Raw genomic sequence first — 22,535 nt, 5'->3', positions numbered from 1 at the left:
ACGATTACCGTTGGGTAACCAACTTACCGATCCTTAAGGAGCCTCGATGGGTGCTCTCGGACGACCTCGTCGGTCCTGCCTCGCCGTACCCGGTTCCAGCATCAAGATGCTGGGCAAGGCGCAGGGCCTCCCGGCGGACCAGGTCTTCCTCGACCTGGAGGACGCGGTCGCCCCGCTGGCCAAGCCGGACGCGCGAAAGAACATTGTCGCCGCCCTCAACGATGGCGGCTGGGGCAACAAGGTCCGCGTCGTACGCGTCAACGACCTCACCACGCCGTGGACCTACCGGGACGTGATCGAGGTCGTCGAGGGCGCGGGCGCCAACCTCGACGCGATCATGCTGCCGAAGGTGCAGAACGCGGCCCAGGTGCAGTGGCTGGATCTTCTGCTCACCCAGATCGAGAAGACGATCGGGCTGCCGGTCGGCGGTATCGGCATCGAGGCGCAGATCGAGAACGCCGCCGGCCTGGTCAACGTGGATGAGATCGCCGCCGCCTCGCCGCGGGTGGAGACCATCATCTTCGGCCCGGCCGACTTCATGGCCTCAATCAACATGAAGTCCCTGGTGGTGGGCCAGTTGATCCCGGAGTACCCGGCTGACCCGTACCACTACATCCTGATGCGCATCCTGATGGCCGCCCGCATGCACGACCTTCAGGCGATCGACGGCCCGTTCCTGCAGATCCGCGACGTCGACGCGTTCACCGAGGTCGCGCAGCGCAGTGCGGCGCTCGGCTTCGACGGCAAGTGGGTGCTGCACCCCGGCCAGATCGACGCCGCCAACGAGGTGTACTCGCCGGCCCAAGCCGACTACGACCACGCCGAGATGATCCTCGACGCGTACGAGTACTACACGTCGGAGAAGGGCGGCAAGCTCGGCGCGGTGATGCTCGGCGACGAGATGATCGACGAGGCGTCCCGCAAGATGGCGCTCGTGATCGCCGGCAAGGGCCGGGCCGCAGGCATGTCGCGTACCGCCACGTTCACCCCGCCTGAGCAGGGCTGACACGCGTAAACGACGAGCGCCCGCCGGATTCTTCCGGCGGGCGCTCGTCGCTTGCTCGTTCCGATCAGTTCCCGAAGGTCGGGTCGTTGGCGGCGAGCACGACGATGAAGATCATGAAAACAACGTAGGCCAGCATGAGCGCGGTCACGACCCAGCCGACGATGATGCCGGCCAGGGCCATGCTCGCGCCGCCTTCGCCCCGCTCGCGGATCTGGCGGCGGGCGACGTGGCCGAGGATGGCGCCCACCGGTGCGGTGATGCCGCATCCCAGGCCGACCAGCGACAGTACGAGCGACGCGATGGCCAGGTTGTTGTTGGGGGCGGCGACCGGCATCGGCGCGCCGTAGCCGTAACCGGGGTGGCCGGCGTAGCCGCCCGGCGCCGCGTAACCCGTCGGCGGGGCGTAACCGCCCGGTGCCGCGTAACCCGTCGGCGGGGCGTAACCGGTCGGCGGGGCGTAACCGGTCGGCGGGGCGTAACCGGTCGGTGCCGCGTAGTCGGGGGAGACGGGCGCGGCACCGTACGGGTCGGCAGCGGCTTGCGGAGGCTGCTGCTGCTCGGGTGGCTGCCAGGCCGTCGGGTCCGGCCAGTTTCCTGGCTGCTGCGGCGGGTTCGTCATCTGGGTGCTCCATACGCTCAAAGACGCGGTACGTGTCCGCGGCCCGCAGTCCATCGACGCAGGGCCTCGCCAGGGTAACGGCCAGTTCCTGGGTCGGGAGTCCACAGAACGGCCCAAATCGCCGGACGAACATGCGCGTTGTCGTTGCCCGCCACCCGTGGAACGGGCAGGATCACTTGCATGGCATCTGATTCGCGACGCGGCGCCGCGGCCGGCGCGAAGAGTGGTCGGCGCGACATGAGCCGACCAGGGCAGGCCCGACGTACCCTTCGGGCGGTCCCCAGCGGCGAGCAACCCGACGACGAGCCGATCGTTGCCGAGCAGCCCTCCCCCCTTGCCGGCGACCGGCTCGACGGCAAGATCGCACTCGTGACCGGCGCTGGCAGCCCCGACGGGATCGGCTACGCCACCGCCCGGCGGCTGCGCGCGCTCGGCGCGACCGTGGCGATCGTGTCCACGACCCGCCGCATCCACGAGCGGGCCAGCGAACTGGGCGTGACCGGCTTCGTGGCCGACCTGACCGTGGAGGCCGAGGTCGGCGCGCTCGCCGACGCGATCGGCGACCAGTTGGGCAGCGTCGACGTCGTCGTCAACAACGCCGGCCTGGCGAGCAAGGCGAGCCCGGAGGTGCTGCGGCCGGTGGCCCAGTTGACCTTCGACGAGTGGCGCGCCGAGATCGACCGGAACCTCAGCACGGCGTTCCTGGTCAGCCGCGCGTTCGTCGGCGGGATGGCCGAGCACGGCTGGGGGCGCATCGTCAACCTCGCCGCCACCGCCGGGCCGGTGAACGCGCTGCCCGCCGAGGCGGGATACGCGGCCGCCAAGGCGGGCGTGGTCGGCCTGACCCGGGCGCTGGCCATGGAGCTTGTCGCCGACGGCATCACCGTCAACGCGGTCGCGCCGGGGATCATCCACACCGGAGCGTCGACGCTCGTCGAGCTCAAGCAGGGGTACGGCACTCCGATGGGGCGGCCCGGCACCCCCGACGAGGTGGCGGCCACCATCGCGTTCCTGTGCTCGCCCTCCGCGTCGTACATCACGGGGCAGATGCTGGTCGTCGACGGTGGCAACAGCGTGCAGCAGGCCGAGTACCGCTGAGGCCCGCCCATCCTCGCGCAGGTGCGTTATCGCACAGGGTGAGCTTGTCGGGTGAGGGTTTTCACATCCTCTGCCCTGGGAACCCAACTCGCCAGTAACTTAATCTGCGTTCACCCCATCGCGCCCTGGAGGGTCACCATGGCACGCCTCGCCCAGACGCCCGGTCTGACCGATGTCCAGCAGTCGATCCTCGAGACCGTTCGGGAGTTCGTGGACAAAGAGATCATCCCGCACGCCCAGCATCTGGAGCATGCCGACGAGTACCCGGCCGACATCGTCGACGGGATGCGCGAGATGGGCCTGTTCGGCATCACCATCGACGAGGAGTACGGCGGGCTGGGGGAGTCCCTGCTGACGTACGCCCTGGTCGTCGAGGAGCTGTCGCGCGGCTGGATGTCGATCTCCGGCATCGTCAACACCCACTTCATCGTCGCGTACCTCATCTCGCAGCACGGCTCCCCGGAGCAGAAGCAGTACTTCCTGCCGAAGATGGCGGAAGGCCGCGTGCGGGGCGCCTTCTCGATGTCGGAGCCGGGCTGCGGCTCGGACGTGTCGGCGATCCGGACGAAGGCCGTGCGCAACGGTGACCAGTTCACCATCGACGGCCAGAAGATGTGGCTGACCAACGGCGGCTACTCGTCGGTCGTCGCGACCCTGGTCAAGACCGACCTCGGCGCCGACACCGTGTACGGCAACATGACGACGTTCCTGCTGGAGAAGGAGCCCGGCTTCGGCGAGACGGCACCCGGCCTCACCATCCCAGGCAAGATCGAAAAGATGGGGTACAAGGGCGTCGAGACCACCGAGATGGTGCTCGAGGGCCACACGGTGCCGTCGTCAGCGGTCCTCGGCGGGGTGGACGCCGGCCTCGGGCGCGGCTTCTACCAGATGATGGACGGCATCGAGGTCGGCCGGGTCAACGTCGCCGCCCGCGCCTGCGGCATCTCGATCCGCGCCTTCGAACTGGCCGTGGCGTACGCCCAGCAGCGGCAGACGTTCGGCAAGCCGCTCACCGGTCACCAGGCCATCGCGTTCAAGCTCGCCGAGATGGGCACCAAGATCGAGGCGGCGCACGCACTCATGGTCAACGCCGCGCGGCTGAAGGACGCGGGCAAGCGCAACGACGTCGAGGCCGGCATGGCGAAGCTGCTGGCCAGCGAGTACTGCGCCGAGGTGGTCCAGGAGGCGTTCCGCATCCACGGCGGCTACGGCTACTCGAAGGAGTACGAGATCGAGCGCCTGATGCGCGAGGCGCCGTTCCTGCTCATCGGCGAGGGCACCTCCGAGATCCAAAAGACGATCATCTCGCGCGGCCTGCTCAAGGAGTACAAGCAGCGCTGACCGGCTACTGCCGCTCCAGGTTCCGGGTGAGGCCGGCCTGCGCCCGGACCACCGCGATGCACTGGTCCTCGACGTAGTCGATACCGGCTTCCGCCGCGATCTCGCGCGCCTCCGGCGAGACGATGCCCAGCTGCAGCCAGACCGCCCGGGCGCCGATCTCCACGGCCTGCCGGACCACCTCGACCGCGTCCTCGCTCGGCCGGAAGACGTTGACGAGGTCCACCGGCTCCGGGATCTCCGCCAGCAGCGGGTACGTGCGCTGCTCCCAGAGTTCGTCGATGTTCGGGTTGACCGGGATGACGCGCCAACCGTGACGAAGCATCTGCGCGGGCACGGTGTGCGAAGGCTTGCGCGGATCGCGAGAGGCGCCGACCACCGCGATGGTGATCGACTGCTCGAGAATCTGCTGTGGGGTCCTCACGACCGAAGACTAGCGCGTTTTACCAGCGTCCGCCCTTGCTCCATTTTGGACGAAGCGAGGCGGATCACTACAGCAGAGTCAACTGCTCGGGCTGCTGCCGGCCGCCGTTTCGGGGCGAGCCGAGAACCCGCGCCTCCTGGGGGCTGGTCAGCACCTGCCGGGCCGTGTTCATGCCCCCGGCGTGCAGCCCGTACCGGCGGGCCGCGAGCCGCACCCGGGCGGTCAACTCCCGCTGGTAACCCGCGCCCAGGTATGAGCCGTCGCCGTACAGCTCGCGGTAGCGCGGCAGCAGGTCGGGCCGCTCGCGTGCGAGCCACGCCAGGTACCACTCCCGCGCGCCCGGGCGCAGGTGCAGTCCAAGCGGCACCAGGCTGGCGGCTCCGGCGGACGCGATGGCCCGGACCGTCTCGTCGATGGATTCGGGGGTGTCGGTGATCCCCGGCAGGATCGGTGCCATCAGTACGCCGACGGCGAAGCCGGCGTCGGAGAGCTGCCGGATGGCGTCCAGCCGGCGGCGTGGGCTCGGAGTGCCCGGCTCGACCGAGCGCCACAGCGCCTCGTCGACGAAGCCGATCGACATGGACACGCCCACGCCGGTGACCTCGGCGGCCTGCTTGAGCAGGTCGAGGTCGCGCAGGATCAGGGTGCCCTTGGTGAGGATCGAGAACGGGTTGGCGAAGTCGCGCAGGGCGGCGATGATCTCGGGCATCAGCCGGTAGCGCCCCTCGGCCCGCTGGTAGCAGTCGACGTTGGTGCCCATCGCGATCTGCTCACCGCGCCAGCGGGGGGAGGCCAACTCCTTGCGCAGGAGTTCGCCGGCGTTCACCTTGACGACGACGCGGGTGTCGAAGTCCCGCCCGGCGTCCAGATCAAGGTATTTATGCGTGTTACGGGCGAAGCAGTAGCGACATGCATGGCTGCACCCTCTGTACGGATTGACCGTCCATTCGAACGGCACCCGCGAGGCGCCCGGCACCCGATTGATGATGGACTTCGCGCGCACCTCGTAGAACGTCATGCCGCGGAACTCGGGCGTATCGAACGTGCGCGCGACCGCGCCGGCCATCGGGATCGGCAGTGCCGGCTCCTCGGTGGAGCGGTCGTTTATCGAGAGGTTCTCCCAGCGCACCCACCTATTCGAACATTAGTTCGAGGTAACGTCCAGTGGGCGCGCCGGGAGTACGGCTATGGATGGGTCAGGACGCGTTCGCGGCGACCTGACGGCGGACCTCGTCCATGTCGAGGGCGCGGATCTGGCTGATGAGAGACTCCAGCGCGGCCTCGGGCAGGGCACCTGGCTGCGAGAACACCATGATTCCGTCGCGGATCGCCATCACCGTGGGGATCGAGCGGATCTCGAACTCGCTCGCGAGCAACTGCTCGGCCTCGGTGTCGACCTTCGCGAAGGTGATGTCGGGGTGGTTTTCCGAGGCGCGCTCGTACACGGGCGCGAATGCGCGGCACGGCCCGCACCAGCTGGCCCAGAAGTCGACGAGCACGATTCCTTCGCCCGACACGGTCTCCGAGAAGTTCTCAGCGGTCAGCGCTACGGTCGCCATTGTCTCGTCTCCGATCTGCGTCTCCTGCGGCTACATCATCGACAACGACCGACAGGGTCGGTGCCATTCCTCGGGGTGGGCATCGTCACGTCAGGCGTACCCGTAGCCGTCCGGCTAAACCATCGCACAATTGATTCATGGGGCCGACCTTCGTCTACGACGGTGACTGCGCGTTCTGTTCGGCATGCGTCCGCTTCATCGAACGCCGTATTCACACGACGGCGCGGGTCGAGGCGTGGCAGCGGCTCGATCTTGCGTCGCTCGGACTCTCGGCGGACGAGTGTGCCGACGCGGTGCAGTGGGTCGGCACGGACGGCGACGTCGCCGCTGGGCCGGCGGCCATCGCGCGGCTGCTGCGGCACGCGGGCGGGCCGAGCGGCCACCTGGTGTGGCGCCCCGCCGGCGCGGTCCTCGGCGCCCGTCCGGCGCTCGCGCTGGCCTGGCCCGTATACCGGTGGGTGGCGCGTAACCGGCATCAGCTACCGGGCGGCACCGCCGCGTGTGCCCTGCCTCGCCGCCCCGACGCTGTCGGCGACTCCTCCGCCAGCTAAGGGTGGTCGCGGGTCGCTGCGCCGGGGGAGCGCGAGGCGTTCGAGCGGCAGGAAGCTCGCCAGCGCGATCTGCTGCGGGATGAACGAAATCGTGACCGTGGCGAACACGCTTAGGTGGAACGCGTAGAAGAAGCCGACCGGCAGGTAACGCCATCGGCGCGGTACGACGAACACGAGCGGACTGAGCAGCTCGAACGTCAGGATGCCGAACTGTGCGGCGACGAGGAGCCCGGGCGCTTCGGTGAGCAGTTGCCCCAGGGCGGTGCCGCGGCGCAGCAGCGCCCAGTTCAGCGTGGCGCCGGTGAGCCAGTCCAGGCCTCCGAAGCGGAGCTTGGCCCAGGCGGACAGGAAGTACACGGCGACAGCGGCGAGCTGCGTCACGCGCAGTGCCCAGCCGCCGCGTTGGGTGAGCGTGGTGTCCCGGTGGCGGGCCGGGCCGGCGGTCGGCAGCGCGGCGAGGGCCACCAGCAGCGCGAACCGGTCGTGGTCGACCTTGCCGTAGCTCATCGCCACGACCATCCATTCGCTGTACAGGACGAAGACGGTCCAGCCCAGCGCGCGGGGCGCCCGCCCGGTCGCCGCCGCGCACGCGGCGACGAGGAGCAGCCAGAACACCGTGTCCACCAGGAGCGGGGTGGGGGTGGGCAGGTGCAGCAGTCGCCCCAGTAGCAGCGGGCGGTAGAAGTCGGCGGGTACCTGGCCGTGGTGGCGTACCCAGGGGGTGAAGACGACGAGGTCGGCGGCGACGAACAGGTAGACGAGGGTGCGAAAGCGCGCGACGCGGGCGCGCGGTACCGGTTCGAAGAGCCATGCCGTCACCGCTGCCATACCGCCCGTGTCTCGTCGTGGTACTGCCCGGTCGGGCGGCCGTCGCGTACCTCGTGCCAGCGAACCACGACGACGATCGCGGTCAGCGGTGCGGCGTCGGGGTTGCGCCGCTCGTACGCGGTGGCCACGGTGGACAGCCGGGCCGGCGCCGCGGTGAAGCGGTCCGACTGCCCCTCGATCTCCGCCCGGCGGATGCCGGTCTCGGCTTCGGTCAGGGTTAGGCGTTGTCCGGCCGTGTCGACGCCCTCGATCCGGGTATCCGCCACCGGCGCGTCGAGCTTGTTGGCCGACGCGTAGACCCGGAACGGCCCGAAGGGAAAATCGTCATCGGTACCGGCGATGGTGCCGGCGAGCAGCAGGGCGCCGCCGGTGAGGGTGGCGACGACGCGCAGCCGGCGTCCAGGCGGTCCAAGTTGATCCGCATAGACCCCGGTGGTCACTCGCTGTCGTGGCCTCACGTTCACTATTTGTAATCGACTGTGTCGGAGATTCTCGGTAAAGGCCCAGCGAAAAGTTCACAGTTTGGTAACTGTGATCCCCGTCTCTATACGCAGCGTTGCTGTTTTCGGCATGATTCTCGATCACAGAGCGTGGACGGCGGGCGCCGGGGAGGGCCCCGCCGTTCATTGCGTTCTGTGGCAGACGTCTCCATATTCGCGGCGGTTACCACTGGGTAATCTCAGGCCAGTCGATGGAAGGGGTCGAGATGCAGTTTGGTCGGTACTACGAGGAGTTCGAGGTCGGCGCGGTCTACCGGCACTGGCCCGGCAAGACGGTCACCGAGTACGACGACCATCTGTTCTGTCTGTTGACGATGAACCACCACCCGCTGCACATAGACGCTCACTACGCCGAGACGTCGACGCACTTCAAGCGCAACGTGGTGGTCGGCAACTACATCTACTCGATCCTGCTCGGAATGTCCGTGCCCGACGTGTCCGGGAAGGCGATCGCCAACCTCGAGGTCGAGTCCCTGCGCCACGTCGCCCCCACGTTCCACGGCGACACCATCTACGGCGAGACGACCGTGCTCGACAAGAGGGAGTCGGAGTCCAAGCCCGACCGGGGCGTGGTGAGCGTGGAGACCCGGGGCTACAAGCAGGACGGAACCCTGGTCTGTGTGTTCCGGCGCCGGGTGATGGTGCCGAAGAAGGAGTTCGCCGGCCCCGAGCAGCCGAGCTTTCCGGAGCCCAAGCCCTCTGCGTGATCGTCGCGGCTGACCGGCTGACCGGCTGACCGGCTGGCCGGCTGGCCGGCGACCCGTCCGGGCCGGTGGCTTGGCGACGATCATGGTTATCGGCGCGCTTATGCTGAGCGCGGGAGGGTCGTCATGCCGCACCATCCAGCGAGCCGCTCAACCATGGCCTTGTCGTTCCCGCAGGCGGAGTGGGATCTCATCGTCCGGCTCCCCGGCCGCGTGTTGATCGCCGCAACGGTGATCGAGCGGGACAGCGTGAGGCACACCGTCGCCGAAAGCCTCGCCGGAATCGAGGCGATCGCCGCCGGGCGGGCCTCACCCAGCCGCCTGCTACGCGACGTCGTGGCGGCGATCTACGCCGAGCAAGCCGGCGACACCGACCCTGGGGAGTTCGCCGACCCCAGGTCGGGCGTTGCGAGCGTGCTGGCCGACTGCCGGGTGGCCGCCCGTACCCTCGAACGGCGGGCCAGTGCCGCCGACGCGGCCGCCTACCGCGACTGGCTGACGGACATCGCCGTCACGGTCTGCTCAGTGGCGCGGGTCGAGGGGCGGATGACGGCGGCCGAGCGGCGCTTCCTCGTCGACCTGTCGCTCGCGTTGACTGTCTGAGGCCGCCGCGGCCAGCTCACGCGAGCAAGTACCTTTGCGTGTCATGAGCGAGGATGTCCAGGTCGAACCGGAGGTCGGGGTAGGGGTTGGCCCGTGGGCCGGTCCGTGGCCGGAGGACCCAAGGTACGACCCGGAGTTGCTCGCGGCCGGTGACCGGCGCAACGTCGTCGACCGGTACCGGTACTGGCGCCTCGACGCGATCGTGGCCGACCTCGACTCCCGCCGGCACGACTTCCACGTCGCGATCGAGAACTGGCAGCACGACCTGAACATCGGCACGGTCGTACGTAACGCCAACGCGTTCATGGCAGCCGGCGTGCATATCGTCGGGCGGCGCCGCTGGAACCGGCGCGGTGCGATGGTCACCGACCGCTACCAGCACGTGCGGTACCACGAGTCGATCACGGATCTGCTCGTCTGGGCGCATGGTGCGAAGTTGCCGGTGGTCGGCATCGACAACCTGCCCGGGGCGTCTCCGCTGGAGTCGGTGGTCCTGCCGTACCGGTGTGTCCTGCTCTTCGGTCAGGAGGGGCCGGGCCTGTCCGATGCGGCTCGGCAGGCCTGCGACCACGTGTACTCCATCGCGCAGTACGGCTCGACGCGCTCGATCAACGCAGGTGTGGCCAGCGGAATCGCCATGCACGCGTGGGTACGCGCCCATGCCGTGCCGCCGCCGTCGTCGTGACCACGCGTGAGCCCGGGGCGGCGGCGCGTCTCGTCCGTAATCGCCAATTCGGGCGAATCACCCGAGCCAGCTTCGCTCCGCCGCTTGACTGCCTGGTGCCAACGACGCACCGTAGTGGCTATGGGCGTCGCCGTGAGCTGTCCCAAGTGTGGAGGTCGGGTACGACCGCCTGACCTGATGAACAGCGACTGGCGTTGCGACATCGACGGGCCGGTGCTTCCCCTGTACATCGCCGAGCGCATCAACGCCCAGATCGTCGAGGCGGCCGTGGCCAAGGTGCGCGCCAGTCACGCCGGGGAGGCGACCACTCCGCTCTGGGTGCTGTGGCCCCTGCCACCTGGCTGGATGGTGACCGGCGTCGGCTTGGCCGGCGACTGTCGCTCCGGAGTGCGGGCCACCGTGCTGGCCTGTAGCGGCCCGGCGCCGATCGACCGGGGGCCGGCGGACATCGTGCTGGTGGCCGAGGAGCCGGGGGTCGGGCTGGGCGCGCGGCTCGCCGGCATTCCCGGTCCGGACCCGGGACCGTTCCTGGAAGGTGCGCACGATGGGGCGCCGGCACACGCGAAGGTGCGAGCCGCGGGTCGGCCCACTCCGCTGTGGTCGGTGAAGTCAGCTGACGACCGGTCGGCATACGTCGGCGAGGCCAAAGGAATGTGGCTGTACGCGATCGCCTGGCCGGCGTCGGCGGGCTATCTCGTCGCCGAGGACCTGTCGCTGTGCGATCTGGTCGAGGCGGTGCCCAGTGAGCTTGTTTTCGGCGCACCATCCCCCTATCTCCATGGCTCCGCGTAGCCTGATCCCATTAGGATCGAGTCCTGTCCGCACAGATGAGTGAACATCCACCCTTAGGCATATCGCTGATACTGTGAGTTGGCCGCGGCGTGACACCGAGGCCGTGGGGAGAGGGAAGGCCGAGATGGTCAAGAAGGTCCTCACCTGGGCTTCAATCGCGTTCCTCATCTTCTTTGTGGCGTACCGACCTGCGTCGGCTGCCGAGGTCGTGAAGTCCATCGGTAGCGGCATTGTCGACATAGGAACTGGCTTCGGCGATTTCTTCACGAGGCTCGTCAGCTAGCGATGACGACGCCGGAGCCGCCCGACGGTGACGAGCGATCCCGTCGCTGGCAAGACCAGGACACTGAACAGTTTTCCCGGCCGGCGGCGGATGACCCAGCGGCGGCGCGGCCCGGCGGGTACAGCGGTGTGGCGGGTGGCGTCTACGACGTTGTTGACGAGCCGCTTCTGCTGACCGAGGAGGAGCTGGCCGGCCTGCGGGGCGAGCCGGTGGCGCCCTCTCTGCTGTCCACCCGGCGCGTCCTGCCGCTCGAAGACGAGCCCAGTTCGGTTGTCCAGCGTTACCTGTTCCCCACCGAGAAGTTCCGCGGCGAGTGGCGGCGCCACTGGATTGAACTCGGCAGGGAGATCGTCATCGGCGTGGTGGCGACCCTGATCATGGGGTACGCCACCGGATACATGGCCAGGCACAACGTGCCCACTGGCGTCAGCATCGTCATCCTGGTCTGGCTCGCGGTCCTGTTCGTTCTCGGCTGGCGGGTCTGCGACTGGTGGTTCGACCGATTCATCCTCACCAACAAGCGGGTGATGGTGGTCAGCGGGATCGTCACCCGCAAGGTCGCGATGATGCCGCTGCTGCGGGTCACCGACATGAAGTACGTGCAGTCGCCGCTCGGCCGGATCCTCAAGTACGGCACGTTCGAGTTGGAGTCCGCCGGACAGGACCAGGCGTTGCGCAAGGTCGAGAACCTGCCCAACCCCAACGAGCTCTACCTGCGCATCGTCGAGGAGATGTACGAGCCGGAGGCCGTGGAGGCCCGGTTGGGCCGCGTGACCGAGAGCGAGTTCGACGACGACGGCACGTGAGCGTTTTGGCCGCGAGATTCGCCCTTTCTCCTGACAACCTTTCTCGTACCCCAGCGCGTCCTGGTCGGTGCATCGGAGGAAGGAGTCGGGCGTGGTCTCATCGGCCGGCGACCAGGAACGGGAGTTCCGCGACTTTGTCGCGGCGCGTTCCACAGCGCTCCTGCGGACCGCTTACCTGTTGGCCGGGGACTGGGGCGCCGCTGAAGACCTGCTACAGGTCGCGCTGACAAAGACGTACCTCGCGTGGCGGCGGCTCGACGGCATCGAGGCCGTCGAACCCTATGCCCGTCGAGTGCTGGTCAACACCGCGACGAGTTGGTGGCGCCGCCGCTGGCACGGTGAGCGGCCCACGGAAGTGCTCCCGGAGCGGCCGATCCCCGACGGGTTGGACGCGCGCCTGGAGCGCGACGCGCTCTGGGCCCACGTCAAGGAACTGCCGGCCCGCCAGCGGGCCGTGCTGGTACTGCGCTTCTACGAAGATCTTTCCGAAGTGGACACTGCCGCGCTGCTCGGCGTATCGGTGGGCACTGTCAAGAGTCAGTGCTCCCGGGCCCTCGCGGCCCTGCGCAAACGCCTGGGCGAGCAAGGTATCGAGCCGGCTCTGGTCGCGGACGGTAGCGCGGAGCGAGTGAAAGGGGCGGTCCGGTGACGACGCTTGAGGATGAACTGCGCGCTGCCTTCGCCACGCGGGTGGCCGAAGTGCCGGCAGTGCACGACGTCGCGGGCGCCGCGATCGAGCGCGGCCGCGCCGTGCGCCGCCGCCAGCGCCGCACTGCCGGCGCCGCCTTCGCCGTGGTCATCGCGCTGGTGGTCGGCGGGACCACCTTGGCCAAGGTTGGGCGCCCCGACGGCCGGCCCGATCAGCGGGGCAGCAATGTCGCCGCCGGTCCGACCTCGCCCGCCCCGGTCGAGGTGCCGAAACTCGACCTCGTGGTCGGCAACGAGCTTCGACCGGCGGGCCGCGCGCCGATCGCGCTTCCCGGAAAGGGCGACGTTTACGACGCCGTCCGGGTGCCGGCGGGCTGGCTGGTGGTACGCGGCGACAAGGGCACGCGCACGTTGTGGGAGGTCCGAGCCGACGGGGCGGCGACGCCGCTGATCGACTCGCTGCCGGCCACGTACGTGTTCTCCGCCGGGGGGCGGGTCCTCACGTACCAGAAGGGCAGCAGCCTCACCGTGGCCGGGATCGTCGCCGGCACGGTGCCCACCAAGACCACGATCCAACTGCCCGGGAAGGACGGGAGCCAGGGGCGTACCGGCGCCGAACTGGTGGGCCGGGCCGGTCAGTACGTGGTGATCGGAAACCGGCAGGGGATCGACTACGACGGCTTCGACGTGTGGGACCCGGCCAACGGGTCGTACGTCCCGACCTGGAACCACGAGGTGGTCGGCGTCTACGCCGCTACGCCGGACGGGCGGTCGCTGATCGGGGCGGTCAAGGGCGCGCGCGACGGCATCACCTGCGCTGCCGTGCTCGATCCCGCCGCCGGGCTCCGCGCCCGCAGCAAGGTCTGCGACCAGCCGTACTTCGCGGCGGCTCGCCATGGCCTGTCTCCGGACGGGCGCCGGATCCTCGGCCAGTCCGCCGGCGCGGTCGCGATCGCGGAGACGGCTACCGGCAAGCAGGTCGCCAAGATCGCTGCGACCGAGGGGGTCTGGCCGGCGGAGCCGGTCTGGGTCGACGACCAGACGTTCGCCGTCGCCACCGAGGGCGGGATCCGGTACGTCGACGCCGCGGACCCCGCTCGTACTCGGGAAGTGCCCGGACCGTCCACATCGGAGCATTGGCTCGCCGTCGCGCTGGTGGCCGGATGATCGCCTGACGGGCCGATACCGTACCGTCGGCCTTAATGCGAATTGACCTGCACGCTCACTCGACGGCGAGCGACGGCACGCTGAGCCCGGCGGAGCTGATGGGCGCGGCGGCCGCCGCAGGACTGGACGTGGTCGCGATCACCGACCACGACACCACGGGTGGCTGGGAGCGGGCGATGGGAGCGCTGCCGCCGGGGCTGACGCTGGTACCCGGGGCTGAGCTGTCGTGCCGCTGGTACACGCCGAACGGATCGATCGCGCTCCACCTGCTCGCGTACCTGTTCAACCCGGCGGACCCGGAGCTGTCCGCGGAGCTCGCCCGGGTGCGTGAGCACCGGGAGCACCGTGCGCGGCGGATCGTCGACCTGCTTCGCGCCGACGGGATCGACGTGACGTGGGACGAGATCCTCCATCACGCGGGTGGCGGAACCGTCGGGCGCCCGCACCTGGCGCAGGCGCTCATCCGGCGGGGGCTGGCGGCGACCGTCTCCGAAGCGTTCGCCCCGCACCTGCTCGGCGAGAAGTACCGCCTGCCGAAACATGATCTCGACGTCTTCGCCGCCCTGCGACTGGTACGCGACGCGGGCGGGGTGACCGTTTTGGCGCACCCGAAGGCGGCCCGGCGCGGCCCGGTCGTACCCGATGAGCTCATCGCGGACATGGCCAGAGCCGGTCTGTTCGGCTTGGAGGCCGACCACGAAGACCACACGCCGGAGGAGCGGGCGCACGTCCGGGCGCTCGCCTCTGATCTCGGTCTCGCCGTGACTGGATCCAGTGACTTCCACGGCACCAACAAGACGGTGTCGCTCGGGGCGTTCACCACCGCGCCCGAGGTGTACGAGCGGATCGTTGCGGCCGCGAAAGGCTACGCTCCCGTCCGATGAACGCGAAGCTGCTCGGCGAAACCCTGGTGACGCTCTTCGTGATCATGGATCCGCCCGGCATGGTGCCGATCTTCCTTGCGCTGACCGGCAGGCTGCCGGCGCGTGAGCGTACCCGGGCCGCCTGGCAGGCGGTCGCACTGGCCGGCGGCGTCATCGCGTTCTTCGGGATCGCCGGGCATCAGATCCTGACCTATCTCGGCATCGGGCTGCCGGCCATGCAGGGCGCCGGTGGCCTGCTGCTCCTGCTGGTCGCGTTGGAGCTGCTGACCGGCAAGGCCGACGACCCGGAGTCGCAGCAGACCACGTCGAACATCGCGCTCGTGCCGCTGGGAACGCCGCTGCTGGCCGGCCCCGGCGCCATCGTCGCCACGATGCTGTTCGTGCAGCGCAGCCGAACGCCCGGCGACTTCGCCGCCATCGTGCTGGGGCTCGTGGTGGTGCTGCTGCTGGTGTGGCTGGCGCTGCGGTTTTCCGGACTGGTCGTCCGGTTGCTGCGCCCCAGCGGCATCGAGGTGCTCACCCGCATCGCCGGTCTGCTGCTCGCGGCGATCGCGGTGCAGTTGGTCGCGGACGCGGTGGCCGCGTTCGTCCGGGACTACGCGGGCTGATCCTCCGCGGCCGGGGCCGCCGGGGTCTCGGCCCGCTTCGGCCGGATCACGGCCACGCCACGGTCGAGGTCGATGCCGCCGGCGGCTGCGACGTCGACCCGGCGGCGCTTCTGCTCCTCGACGTGCTCGGTCTGCTTGTGCTTCGACGGCCGGAACAGTCCGTCGATCTCGGCTAGGCCCGCGGAGACCATGCCCGTGGCGGCGGTGTCCTCGTCACCTCCGCGCAGCCATCGCATGAATCCCATCGGACCTCCAGTGCCTCCACCTGCGTAATCGCGGCGCGCCGCGGGAGCGCGCCGGACAAGTGTCGCACCCGGGTGGCAGGATCGTCACGTGCCTGCCGAACGGCTGACCCGCTCCGCCAAACCCGCCCCGCCCGCTGACCAAGACGGGCAACTAGGACTTTTCGCCGCACCCAAGCGGCTGTTCAGTTGCACGCCGAGCCGTCTCGGCACCTACGAGGACTGCCCCCGGCGGTACCGGTACGCCTACGTCGACCGGCCCTCGCCCCGCAAGGGGCCGCCGTGGGCGCACAACTCGCTCGGTTCCAGCGTGCACAACGCCCTGAAGAACTGGTACGCCCTTCCCGGCGCCGAGCGCGCCCCGGCGGTCCTGCCGAAGCTGCTGCGCGCCACGTGGGTCAGGGAGGGCTACCGCGACGAGGCGCAGGAGCAGCAGGCGTTCCAGCGCGCCCTGGGCTGGCTGGAGGCCTACGTCGCGGGCCTCGACCCGCACGTCGACCCGGTCGGCGTCGAGCGGACCGTCGCCGCGAAAACCGACCTGCTGGCGCTGTCGGGGCGGGTCGACCGCATCGACCAGGTCGGCGACGAGTTGGTGATCGTCGACTACAAGACCGGCCGGAGCGATCTGACCACCGACGACGCGCGCGGCTCCCGAGCGTTGGCGCTGTACGCGTACGCCGCGGAGCGGCTGTTCCGCCGTCGCTGCCGGAAGGTGGAACTGCACCACCTGCCCACCGGCACCGTCGCGGCAGCCGAGCACACCGAGGAGTCCCTGGCCAGGCATTTGCGCCGGGCCGAGCAGACCGCGCAGGACGCGATCGACGCCGAGGCGGCGGTGGCGGCCGGCGCCGACCCCGACGAGGCGTTCCCGCCCATGCCGGGGGCCCTCTGCTCCTGGTGCGACTTCCGCCGGGCCTGCCCGGCGGGCGCCAGCGCGCCCGAGCGCGAGCCGTGGGCGGCGATCGAGCGCTTCTCGCAGGCCGAGTCGGAGCAGTAGGGCCTCAGGCGACCCGCGCCGCCCGGGCCATGGCCGACTTGTAGATCGGGCCCTCGCGCAGGTTCCGCGGCAGCGCGCGCAGCGAGAGCCGTAACGCGCGGGTCGACACGGACGCGGTCAGATCGGTGGTCGGCAGCCCCGGCAGGCCGTACAGCTTGCGCGCCCAGCGCGGCAGCAGGCTCACGGCGAGCGCCGACACCCCGAGCCAGGCGGCGCGGGCCGGGGTGAACCCGAGGCCCCGCGGCATCGGCGGGACGGTCAGGAACAGCAGGCTCTCCGCGGCTTCCCTGGTCATCCGCAGGCGGGGGCGCACCATGCGGTAGTAGTCGCGTACCTCCGCGACCGAGCCGGGTACCTCGTCGGCGGAGAGGCCGACCAGTTCGGCCGCGCGTCGCTGCTCGTCGAGGTACCGGTCGGCTTCGGAGTTGGTCAGGTCCAGGCCGGCCCGCCGCGCAGTGGTCAGAAACGAGTCGACCTCGGTCACGTGTACCCACCGCAGCAGGTCCGGTTCGTCGATGCGGAACCGCTCGCCGGTGTCCGGGTCGGTCGCCCACATCCGCGCGTGCAGTCGGCGGAGCCGCTCGCCGGCCTGGTGAGCCTGTGCGGTCGTGCCGTACGCCACGGTGGCGATGTAGATCGCGGTGCGCTCCAGGCGGCCCCACGGGTCGGTGCGGTAGCCGGAGTTCTGCGCGACGCCGGCCATCGCGCGGGGATGCAGCGTCTGCAGGTAGAGCGCCCGCATCCCGCCTAGGGCGAGGATCGGCTCGGAGTGCACCCGCCAGGTCACGGAGTCGGGGCCGAACAGTCCCAGATCGTCATCGCGGTCCACCCAGACAGCCTGCCACGCTCAGTCGGCGGCGCGGCGGGCCTGGCACTGGGGGCAGAGGCCCCAGAACGTCACTTCGGCCTCGTCGAGTTCGTACCCGTGCCCGCGCGCGGGCTCCAGGCAGGGTGCGGTGCCCACCACGCAGTCGACGTCGGCGATCTCGCCGCAGCCCCGGCACACGATGTGATGGTGGTTGTCCCCGGCCCGGCGTTCGAAGCGGGCTGGTCCGCCGGCCGGCTCGATGCGCCGGATCAGGCCGGTGCGGCACAGGGCGTCGAGCACGTCGTAGACGGCCTGCACCGAGACCGAGTCCAGCCGGGCGCGTACCTTGGCCGTGATCTGCTCGACGTCCAGATGACCGCGGTCGGTCTCGAGCACATCGAGGACAGCCAGGCGCTGCCGAGTGACCCGCAGGCCGTGGGATCGCAGCAGCTCTTCGGCAGGCATGCACCAATAAGAGCACGCAGTAAGGGCCTGCTCAAGGTGTGGCGGGCGACAGCGGGTCGCGGGCGACGGCGGGTCGCGGGCGACGGCGGGTCGCGGGCGACAGCGGTCAGAACAGCGCGCGGCCGCACAGCACCAGCATGACGACGATCATGACGGCCCCGGCGACCATGGCGATGCCGTACGTGAGGGTGCGGGCCCGCTGCTCGGCCTCGTCCAGGCGCGGCAGGTCCTGGGGCGGAAGCTCCCGCGGCGGTGGCACCTGCACGACGAGGGGCGGCCGCCAGCCGGCCGGCGGGGGAGTGGCCGATGGTGGACCCGCGTAGGGCGCGGGTTCCCGTACCGGTGGCGGAGGGGGCGGCACCGCGTCGGCGGGCCGCCGCCACTGGTCGTCCGGAGTGGGGCTGGTCACGCGCCCGACGCTACCAAGGGGATGCGGCTACGCTTCGTTTTGTGCCACGACGAAGCGACGACCTGCACCTCGCGCCCAGCTCGGCCGACGATCGGCGAGAGGTGGCCTTCACCGACGACCTCGTGGTCCTGCCCGACCAGACCGGCGATGACACCGACGCGGGTTGGGGCGAGCGCCGCGCCGGTAACGACGATCGCCTCCTGGCAGACCGTCCGCCGCACTGGGGCTGACGAGCCGACTAGCTGGCGGTGCTGCTCGTGGCGGGCGCCTTGTCGGACTTGCCGCTGTCGGTCGACTTCGTGTCGGTCGACTTCGTGTCGGAGCTCGCCTTGGTCGCCGCGCCGCCGTTGGAGGTGCTCGAGGATGAGCTGGTCGATGTCGAGTTCGAACCCGAGCGGGAATCGGTGCGGTAGAAGCCCGAGCCCTTGAACACGATGCCCACAGCCGAGAACAGCTTGCGTAGCTTGCCCTGACACTCCGGGCACTCGGTCAGCGGCTCGTCGTTGAACGACTGCACCGCCTCGAGCTGATGACCGCACGCGGTGCACGCGTACTGGTAAGTCGGCACGGCAGCCTCCGTGGTTTTGGCACTCGGCATCTTCGAGTGCCAATCGTGCGTCATGCAGGGTGGTTTCGTCCAGTGTGAGCAACCAGACGCACCCCGGTCGGGGTGACCACCGCGTCCACCGGCCGGTCGTGCGGCTCGGCCGGGAGCCGGTCGACGAGTTCTCCCTCGTAGAGCGGTACGACCACGACGGCCGACGGGGCCACCCGGGCGAGCGCGCGGTCGTACGAGCCGCCGCCGCGACCGAGCCGTACGCCGTCGGTCGACACGGCGAGCCCCGGAGCGATGATCAGGTCGGCCTCGGTGATCGCGTCGACGCCGAGGCGCGGGCCCTCGGGCTCGGCGAGCCCGTACCGCCCAGGGACGAGGGGAGCGGGGTAGGTGGCCCAGTCGAGGTCCAGGTCGGGGCGCAGTACCGGGAGGAGAATCCGGCCCACGCCCGGCAGATCGGGCAGTTGTGCCCCGCCCGGCTCGCCCCCCATGGGCAGGTACGCACAGACGGTGCCGGGCCGGACCGTGGCCACCACGTCCGCGAGGACCCTTCGGATCGCGGCGTCGGCCTCCGCGCGTACCTCCGGGGTCTGTGACCGGCGCGCGGCCAGCATCGCGGACCGGATTTCGGGCTTGGATCGCCCCGGCGCGGCTTCTACGGCAACATTATCTTTTCGGGCTAAGCTGCCCAGACCAGAAAAATCGGACACAAGGGACCTCGGCGGCAGTCGGTGGAAGGCCGTACGTTAAGACAGCATCACACGGCCGTGATCTACCGCACCCCCCTTGGACATCGGGAGGACGAGTGACGCTGCGCACGCGGCTGGCTGTCGCGTTCCTCGCGGTCGTCCTCGGCCCCGTGCTGCTCGGAGTCGGTTTCGTGGCGATGACCGTCAGCGCGGTGAACGACAGTAGAGCCACCGAGCGCCTGGATCTCGCCGCCGCGGGCGTGCGTACCGGCATGAACGCGCTCTGCCAGCGCCTGCGCGCCGCGGCCGAGACGGCGGCGGTGCTCGGCGGCAACCGCGACGCCGCAGCTGCGCAGCAGGTGGTCGACCGGAAACTCGCCGCTGGCGTCCAGCTCGTCGACCCCGCCGGAACCGTCCAGTACGGCGCGGGCGCGCTGCCGCAGAAGCCGTGGGCGGACTGCTCCGAGGCGCGCGGCGCCGCCACGGTCACCGCCGTCGCCGCGCGCGTCGAGGTGATCGACGCCGATGGCCGCCGGCTCGGGTACACGTACGCCGTCGAACCGGTCGATCCCACCCTGGTACGCGGGCTGGCCGCGGCGGCCGGCGCGGCGGTGACCGTGCTCGGCGGCGGCGGTTGGAGTACCGAGCGCGACGCCGACAAGCGCCAGGTCACCCGGGTCGCCGAAGGGCTGCGCCCCGGGACGGCGGGGGAGACCGACGGCGGCAAGCTGGTGCGCCGGCTCGACCGGGGCCCGGGGCAACCGTTGCCCCTCGCGCTGTCCGTCAGCCGCGAAGAGCCACGCGCCCTGTACGCCGTTCTCGTCGCCGTCGTCGTGCTGGCCGGGCTGCTGTCGGTCGCCGCGGCCTGGTGGCTCGCCCGCTCCACGGTCCGCCCGCTCACCGAGCTGTCCCGCGCCGTCGACCGGCTGGCCAGCGGCGATCTCGGTATCAGGGTGCCCGTGCGCACCGGTGACGAGGTCGGGCGGCTGGGCACGACGTTCAACCGGATGGCGCGCGAGATGCAGGACTACCTCCAGGCGCTCACCGTCAGCCGCGATCAGCTTCGCCGGCACCTCGGGCTCGTGGGGGACACCCTCTCGAGTACCCACGACGTCAACCGCATCCTCGAGGTGATCTTGGAGAGCGCGCTGTCGGCGACCGGGGCGAAGGCCGGGGTGCTGCTCCTGACCGACCAGGCCTCCGGCGTACTCGTCGGCCAGTGCGGCGAGGGCCTCGACGGGCGCGGGCCGGGCGGCGAGCCGATCGTGGTCGGAGACCTTCGGCTACGGATGGGAGAGGGCCTGCTGGGCGCCGTCGCCGCGAGCGGCGAGGCGCGCCGGGGGCGCACCGATCGCGACGGTCCTCAGCTGGCCGCGAACGAGCCGCGCTGCCGCGCCTACGTGGTGGTGCCGTTCACCGCGTACGGGCCGGACGCCATCGCCGGGCCCACCGGGGGCTTGAGTACCGCCGCCGCCGAGTCCGCCCAGAACTTCGAGTCGCCCGGCCCGGCCCGAGGTGTGCTGGCGCTGTACGACCGGCACGGGTTCGACGAGTTCGACGACGCCGACGTGGTGACCTTGCGCACGTTCGCCGGGCAGGCCGCCGTCGCGCTGGACAACGTCCGGGTGCACCGGGAGGCTCAGCGGCTGTCGCTGACCGACCCGTTGACCGGCCTGTCCAACTACCGGTACCTGAAGGACAGTCTGCGCCGGGAGGTCGAGCGGGCCAGCCGCTTCGGCCACCAGCTCACCGTGCTCGCGCTGGACCTCGACCACTTCAAGGACGTCAATGACACGTACGGGCACGCGGCCGGCGACGCCGTGCTCGCCGAGTTCGCCCGCCGGATCCGGGTCGAGATCCGTGAGGTTGACCTCGCCTTCCGCCAGGGCGGCGAGGAGTTCGTGATACTCCTGCCGGAGACCGACGCCGCCGGCGGCGCGGTGGTGGCCGAGCGGCTCGGCGCGGCGATCCGGCGTACTCCGATGCTTGTCCGGCTGGAGCGGTCAGTGCAGCCCGTGCGGATTCCGATCACGGCGTCGATCGGCATCGCCGTCTACCCCGACCATGGTGCGAGTGGGGCGGCCGTCCTGGAGGCGGCCGACGACGCTCTCTACCAGGCGAAGTCCGGCGGACGGGACACGTTTCGGGGCGCGTGGGCGCGCGGCGGGAGCGCTCCGGACGCTGCGGCCGTCTCGGCTGTCGGTGCTCCCGAGGTGCCTGAGCCTCCACGGCGGAGCCATGACGGTTAGTCTCCCGACATGGTCGACAGCGTGCGCACAACCACGGAAGCCCCTGGCGGGCCCTCACAGTCCACTTCTGAGCAGCACCGTGCCGTCAAGGCTGTCATCCCGGCAGCCGGCCTCGCCACCCGGTTCTTGCCAGCGACGAAGGCAGTGCCGAAGGAGTTGCTGCCTGTCGTGGACCGGCCTGTCCTCCAGTACATCGTCGAGGAGGCAGCCAACGCCGGGATCACCGACATCCTGCTCATCACAGGCCGCGGCAAGACCTCGATGGTGGACCACTTCGACAGCCGGCCCGACCTCGAGGCCAGGCTCAGGGAGAAGGGTGACGACGAGCGGCTCGCCGCGGTCAAGCGCCCCAGCGAGCTGGCCGACATCTACACCTGCCGGCAGCACGAGCCGCTCGGGCTGGGCCACGCGGTCGGCGTCGGCGAGTCCCACGTCGCGGGCGAGCCGTTCGCGGTGCTCCTTGGCGACGAGTTCGTCGACGAGTCTGAGCCGCTGCTGCCGGCGATGCTCGAACTGCAGGCGCGTACGGGCGGGATCGTGCTCGCCTTCCTCGAGGTCGAACCGGACGAGGTGCGCCGGTACGGCATCGCGTCGGTGGAGCCGGCCGAATCCGGCCTCCCCGACGTCGGGCAGGAGGTCGTCCGGGTCACCGGCCTGGTGGAGAAGCCGACGCCCGAAGAGGCGCCGAGCAATCTCGCCGTACTCGGGCGCTACGTGCTACCGCCCACGATTTTCAGTGCCATCAAACGGGTCAAGCCCGGCAGCGGTGGGGAAATCCAACTCACCGATGCCATGGCGCTGCTGTTGGCCGAGGGAACGCCGGTTCATGGTGTCATCTACCGGGGTACCCGTTACGACACCGGCCAGCCACTCGGATACCTCCAGGCCGTTGTTCAGCTCGCATCGCAACGGCGCGATATCGGGCCGGATTTCACGGCGTGGCTACGCAGGTTTGTGGAAGCTATTGGTGATTCAGAAGGATCCGCTAGGCCATAGTCGCCTGAGATATTCGGGATA

General features: G+C 70.1%; 30 protein-coding genes. 18 read left to right on the top strand and 12 right to left on the bottom strand.

From position 1 onward, the window contains the following. The first annotated feature begins 46 nt into the window (after nucleotides 1-46). The gene (locus HC028_RS03610) at nucleotides 47-1,006 is read left to right on the top strand and encodes an HpcH/HpaI aldolase/citrate lyase family protein (RefSeq protein ID WP_168072727.1); all 960 of its coding nucleotides are present in this window, start codon (nucleotides 47-49) and stop codon (nucleotides 1,004-1,006) included. Between the two features lie 64 nt (nucleotides 1,007-1,070). Here the strand turns inward: HC028_RS03610 and HC028_RS03605 are convergent, their stop codons facing one another. After that, on the bottom strand, nucleotides 1,071-1,625 hold the full coding sequence (locus HC028_RS03605) for a DUF4190 domain-containing protein (RefSeq protein WP_168072725.1): 555 nt from the start codon (nucleotides 1,623-1,625) through the stop codon (nucleotides 1,071-1,073). Nucleotides 1,626-1,805: 180 nt separating this feature from the next. Between HC028_RS03605 and HC028_RS03600 the strand changes: the two genes are divergently transcribed. Next, nucleotides 1,806-2,723, top strand: a complete 918-nt coding sequence (locus HC028_RS03600; protein ID WP_168072723.1) for an SDR family NAD(P)-dependent oxidoreductase — start codon at nucleotides 1,806-1,808, stop codon at nucleotides 2,721-2,723. Nucleotides 2,724-2,861: 138 nt separating this feature from the next. Then, on the top strand, nucleotides 2,862-4,064 hold the full coding sequence (locus HC028_RS03595) for an acyl-CoA dehydrogenase family protein (protein WP_168072721.1): 1,203 nt from the start codon (nucleotides 2,862-2,864) through the stop codon (nucleotides 4,062-4,064). A gap of 4 nt (nucleotides 4,065-4,068) precedes the next feature. Here the strand turns inward: HC028_RS03595 and HC028_RS03590 are convergent, their stop codons facing one another. The 3 genes from HC028_RS03590 to trxA all read right to left on the bottom strand — a co-directional run bounded on the left by HC028_RS03590 (nucleotide 4,069) and on the right by trxA (nucleotide 6,044). Then, nucleotides 4,069-4,485 (bottom strand): CoA-binding protein, encoded by a 417-nt coding sequence (locus tag HC028_RS03590; protein WP_168072718.1) that lies wholly within the window; start codon nucleotides 4,483-4,485, stop codon nucleotides 4,069-4,071. Between the two features lie 67 nt (nucleotides 4,486-4,552). Further along, on the bottom strand, nucleotides 4,553-5,614 hold the full coding sequence (locus HC028_RS03585; protein ID WP_203981151.1) for an Rv2578c family radical SAM protein: 1,062 nt from the start codon (nucleotides 5,612-5,614) through the stop codon (nucleotides 4,553-4,555). Nucleotides 5,615-5,681: 67 nt separating this feature from the next. Next, nucleotides 5,682-6,044: a thioredoxin gene (gene trxA / locus HC028_RS03580; protein WP_168072716.1), complete on the bottom strand. Its 363-nt coding sequence runs from the start codon at nucleotides 6,042-6,044 to the stop codon at nucleotides 5,682-5,684. 137 nt (nucleotides 6,045-6,181) lie between these two features. Here trxA and HC028_RS03575 point away from each other — a divergent pair, with 137 nt between their 5' ends. Continuing rightward, nucleotides 6,182-6,595, top strand: coding sequence for a thiol-disulfide oxidoreductase DCC family protein (locus HC028_RS03575; RefSeq protein ID WP_168072714.1), 414 nt, complete (start codon nucleotides 6,182-6,184; stop codon nucleotides 6,593-6,595). Here the strand turns inward: HC028_RS03575 and HC028_RS03570 are convergent. Continuing rightward, nucleotides 6,524-7,423 carry an MFS transporter permease gene (locus tag HC028_RS03570; RefSeq protein ID WP_203981150.1) on the bottom strand — a complete coding sequence of 300 codons (900 nt, stop codon included), beginning with the start codon at nucleotides 7,421-7,423 and terminating at the stop codon, nucleotides 6,524-6,526. The two genes, HC028_RS03575 and HC028_RS03570, sit on opposite strands and share 72 nt — an antisense overlap. After that, on the bottom strand, nucleotides 7,411-7,863 hold the full coding sequence (locus HC028_RS03565; protein WP_168072712.1) for a hypothetical protein: 453 nt from the start codon (nucleotides 7,861-7,863) through the stop codon (nucleotides 7,411-7,413). The genes HC028_RS03570 and HC028_RS03565 overlap by 13 nt, the downstream gene beginning before the upstream one ends. A 266-nt stretch (nucleotides 7,864-8,129) precedes the next feature. Here HC028_RS03565 and HC028_RS03560 point away from each other — a divergent pair, with 266 nt between their 5' ends. The 10 genes from HC028_RS03560 (at nucleotide 8,130) to HC028_RS03515 (ending at nucleotide 15,103) form a co-directional block, all read left to right on the top strand. Further along, the gene (locus HC028_RS03560; RefSeq protein WP_168072710.1) at nucleotides 8,130-8,630 is read left to right on the top strand and encodes a MaoC family dehydratase; all 501 of its coding nucleotides are present in this window, start codon (nucleotides 8,130-8,132) and stop codon (nucleotides 8,628-8,630) included. A gap of 153 nt (nucleotides 8,631-8,783) precedes the next feature. Next, complete coding sequence (locus tag HC028_RS03555) at nucleotides 8,784-9,230, top strand: hypothetical protein (protein ID WP_168072708.1); 447 nt, start codon at nucleotides 8,784-8,786, stop codon at nucleotides 9,228-9,230. 43 nt (nucleotides 9,231-9,273) lie between these two features. Then, the gene (locus HC028_RS03550) at nucleotides 9,274-9,915 is read left to right on the top strand and encodes a TrmH family RNA methyltransferase (protein ID WP_168072706.1); all 642 of its coding nucleotides are present in this window, start codon (nucleotides 9,274-9,276) and stop codon (nucleotides 9,913-9,915) included. Nucleotides 9,916-10,035: 120 nt separating this feature from the next. Beyond that, nucleotides 10,036-10,707 (top strand): DUF6758 family protein, encoded by a 672-nt coding sequence (locus tag HC028_RS03545; RefSeq protein WP_308442008.1) that lies wholly within the window; start codon nucleotides 10,036-10,038, stop codon nucleotides 10,705-10,707. Nucleotides 10,708-10,831: 124 nt separating this feature from the next. Next, nucleotides 10,832-10,990, top strand: coding sequence for a hypothetical protein (locus HC028_RS03540; protein ID WP_168072702.1), 159 nt, complete (start codon nucleotides 10,832-10,834; stop codon nucleotides 10,988-10,990). Nucleotides 10,991-10,992: 2 nt separating this feature from the next. Further along, complete coding sequence (locus HC028_RS03535; protein WP_168072699.1) at nucleotides 10,993-11,796, top strand: PH domain-containing protein; 804 nt, start codon at nucleotides 10,993-10,995, stop codon at nucleotides 11,794-11,796. Between the two features lie 91 nt (nucleotides 11,797-11,887). After that, a complete protein-coding gene (locus HC028_RS03530; protein ID WP_168072697.1) occupies nucleotides 11,888-12,445 on the top strand; it encodes a SigE family RNA polymerase sigma factor in 558 nt (185 codons plus the stop codon). Beyond that, a complete protein-coding gene (locus tag HC028_RS03525) occupies nucleotides 12,442-13,611 on the top strand; it encodes a hypothetical protein (protein WP_168072695.1) in 1,170 nt (389 codons plus the stop codon). The genes HC028_RS03530 and HC028_RS03525 overlap by 4 nt, the downstream gene beginning before the upstream one ends. 35 nt (nucleotides 13,612-13,646) lie before the next feature. Continuing rightward, nucleotides 13,647-14,495: a PHP domain-containing protein gene (locus tag HC028_RS03520; RefSeq protein WP_168072693.1), complete on the top strand. Its 849-nt coding sequence runs from the start codon at nucleotides 13,647-13,649 to the stop codon at nucleotides 14,493-14,495. Next, entirely contained in the window at nucleotides 14,492-15,103 is a 612-nt protein-coding gene (locus HC028_RS03515; RefSeq protein ID WP_168072692.1) for a MarC family protein, read from the top strand. The genes HC028_RS03520 and HC028_RS03515 overlap by 4 nt, the downstream gene beginning before the upstream one ends. Here HC028_RS03515 and HC028_RS03510 read toward each other — a convergent pair. Further along, entirely contained in the window at nucleotides 15,091-15,348 is a 258-nt protein-coding gene (locus HC028_RS03510) for a DUF6191 domain-containing protein (protein WP_168072691.1), read from the bottom strand. The two genes, HC028_RS03515 and HC028_RS03510, sit on opposite strands and share 13 nt — an antisense overlap. 88 nt (nucleotides 15,349-15,436) lie before the next feature. Here HC028_RS03510 and HC028_RS03505 point away from each other — a divergent pair, with 88 nt between their 5' ends. Continuing rightward, complete coding sequence (locus HC028_RS03505) at nucleotides 15,437-16,342, top strand: RecB family exonuclease (protein ID WP_168072690.1); 906 nt, start codon at nucleotides 15,437-15,439, stop codon at nucleotides 16,340-16,342. A gap of 4 nt (nucleotides 16,343-16,346) precedes the next feature. Here the strand turns inward: HC028_RS03505 and HC028_RS03500 are convergent, their stop codons facing one another. The 3 genes from HC028_RS03500 to HC028_RS03490 form a co-directional block, all read right to left on the bottom strand. Next, a complete protein-coding gene (locus tag HC028_RS03500) occupies nucleotides 16,347-17,171 on the bottom strand; it encodes an oxygenase MpaB family protein (protein ID WP_168072689.1) in 825 nt (274 codons plus the stop codon). 18 nt (nucleotides 17,172-17,189) lie between these two features. Continuing rightward, nucleotides 17,190-17,615, bottom strand: coding sequence for a Fur family transcriptional regulator (locus HC028_RS03495; RefSeq protein WP_168072688.1), 426 nt, complete (start codon nucleotides 17,613-17,615; stop codon nucleotides 17,190-17,192). A 106-nt stretch (nucleotides 17,616-17,721) separates the two neighbouring features. Continuing rightward, nucleotides 17,722-18,024 (bottom strand): translation initiation factor 2, encoded by a 303-nt coding sequence (locus HC028_RS03490; RefSeq protein ID WP_168072685.1) that lies wholly within the window; start codon nucleotides 18,022-18,024, stop codon nucleotides 17,722-17,724. Nucleotides 18,025-18,065: 41 nt separating this feature from the next. Between HC028_RS03490 and HC028_RS03485 the strand changes: the two genes are divergently transcribed. Beyond that, nucleotides 18,066-18,254: a hypothetical protein gene (locus tag HC028_RS03485; RefSeq protein WP_168072322.1), complete on the top strand. Its 189-nt coding sequence runs from the start codon at nucleotides 18,066-18,068 to the stop codon at nucleotides 18,252-18,254. An 8-nt stretch (nucleotides 18,255-18,262) separates the two neighbouring features. Here HC028_RS03485 and HC028_RS03480 read toward each other — a convergent pair whose 3' ends face one another. Both HC028_RS03480 and HC028_RS03475 read right to left on the bottom strand, forming a co-directional pair. Next, on the bottom strand, nucleotides 18,263-18,592 hold the full coding sequence (locus HC028_RS03480) for an FmdB family zinc ribbon protein (protein ID WP_168072683.1): 330 nt from the start codon (nucleotides 18,590-18,592) through the stop codon (nucleotides 18,263-18,265). 50 nt (nucleotides 18,593-18,642) lie between these two features. After that, nucleotides 18,643-19,194, bottom strand: a complete 552-nt coding sequence (locus HC028_RS03475; RefSeq protein ID WP_168072681.1) for a 5-formyltetrahydrofolate cyclo-ligase — start codon at nucleotides 19,192-19,194, stop codon at nucleotides 18,643-18,645. Nucleotides 19,195-19,385: 191 nt separating this feature from the next. Here HC028_RS03475 and HC028_RS03470 point away from each other — a divergent pair, with 191 nt between their 5' ends. Both HC028_RS03470 and HC028_RS03465 read left to right on the top strand, forming a co-directional pair. Next, nucleotides 19,386-21,518, top strand: coding sequence for a GGDEF domain-containing protein (locus HC028_RS03470; RefSeq protein WP_168072670.1), 2,133 nt, complete (start codon nucleotides 19,386-19,388; stop codon nucleotides 21,516-21,518). Between the two features lie 9 nt (nucleotides 21,519-21,527). Further along, a complete protein-coding gene (locus tag HC028_RS03465; protein ID WP_168072657.1) occupies nucleotides 21,528-22,514 on the top strand; it encodes a UTP--glucose-1-phosphate uridylyltransferase in 987 nt (328 codons plus the stop codon). The last annotated feature ends 21 nt before the right edge of the window (nucleotides 22,515-22,535 follow it).

It is taken from the genome of Planosporangium flavigriseum (assembly GCF_011947225.1).
GTDB lineage: Bacteria > Actinomycetota > Actinomycetes > Mycobacteriales > Micromonosporaceae > Planosporangium > Planosporangium flavigriseum.
This window is presented reverse-complemented; position numbering and strand designations above follow the sequence as displayed.

Coding starts and splice junctions, on each gene's coding strand:
- HC028_RS03610 (WP_168072727.1), top strand. CDS start 47: ATGGGTGCTCTCGGACGACCTCGTCGGTCCTGCCTCGCCGTACCCGGT.
- HC028_RS03570 (WP_203981150.1), bottom strand. CDS start 7,423: ATGGCAGCGGTGACGGCATGGCTCTTCGAACCGGTACCGCGCGCCCGC.
- HC028_RS03495 (WP_168072688.1), bottom strand. CDS start 17,615: ATGCCTGCCGAAGAGCTGCTGCGATCCCACGGCCTGCGGGTCACTCGG.
- trxA (WP_168072716.1), bottom strand. CDS start 6,044: ATGGCGACCGTAGCGCTGACCGCTGAGAACTTCTCGGAGACCGTGTCG.
- HC028_RS03510 (WP_168072691.1), bottom strand. CDS start 15,348: ATGGGATTCATGCGATGGCTGCGCGGAGGTGACGAGGACACCGCCGCC.
- HC028_RS03600 (WP_168072723.1), top strand. CDS start 1,806: ATGGCATCTGATTCGCGACGCGGCGCCGCGGCCGGCGCGAAGAGTGGT.
- HC028_RS03575 (WP_168072714.1), top strand. CDS start 6,182: ATGGGGCCGACCTTCGTCTACGACGGTGACTGCGCGTTCTGTTCGGCA.
- HC028_RS03535 (WP_168072699.1), top strand. CDS start 10,993: ATGACGACGCCGGAGCCGCCCGACGGTGACGAGCGATCCCGTCGCTGG.
- HC028_RS03515 (WP_168072692.1), top strand. CDS start 14,492: ATGAACGCGAAGCTGCTCGGCGAAACCCTGGTGACGCTCTTCGTGATC.
- HC028_RS03475 (WP_168072681.1), bottom strand. CDS start 19,194: ATGCTGGCCGCGCGCCGGTCACAGACCCCGGAGGTACGCGCGGAGGCC.
- HC028_RS03555 (WP_168072708.1), top strand. CDS start 8,784: ATGGCCTTGTCGTTCCCGCAGGCGGAGTGGGATCTCATCGTCCGGCTC.
- HC028_RS03560 (WP_168072710.1), top strand. CDS start 8,130: ATGCAGTTTGGTCGGTACTACGAGGAGTTCGAGGTCGGCGCGGTCTAC.
- HC028_RS03520 (WP_168072693.1), top strand. CDS start 13,647: ATGCGAATTGACCTGCACGCTCACTCGACGGCGAGCGACGGCACGCTG.
- HC028_RS03550 (WP_168072706.1), top strand. CDS start 9,274: ATGAGCGAGGATGTCCAGGTCGAACCGGAGGTCGGGGTAGGGGTTGGC.
- HC028_RS03545 (WP_308442008.1), top strand. CDS start 10,036: ATGGGCGTCGCCGTGAGCTGTCCCAAGTGTGGAGGTCGGGTACGACCG.
- HC028_RS03465 (WP_168072657.1), top strand. CDS start 21,528: ATGGTCGACAGCGTGCGCACAACCACGGAAGCCCCTGGCGGGCCCTCA.
- HC028_RS03540 (WP_168072702.1), top strand. CDS start 10,832: ATGGTCAAGAAGGTCCTCACCTGGGCTTCAATCGCGTTCCTCATCTTC.
- HC028_RS03605 (WP_168072725.1), bottom strand. CDS start 1,625: ATGACGAACCCGCCGCAGCAGCCAGGAAACTGGCCGGACCCGACGGCC.
- HC028_RS03595 (WP_168072721.1), top strand. CDS start 2,862: ATGGCACGCCTCGCCCAGACGCCCGGTCTGACCGATGTCCAGCAGTCG.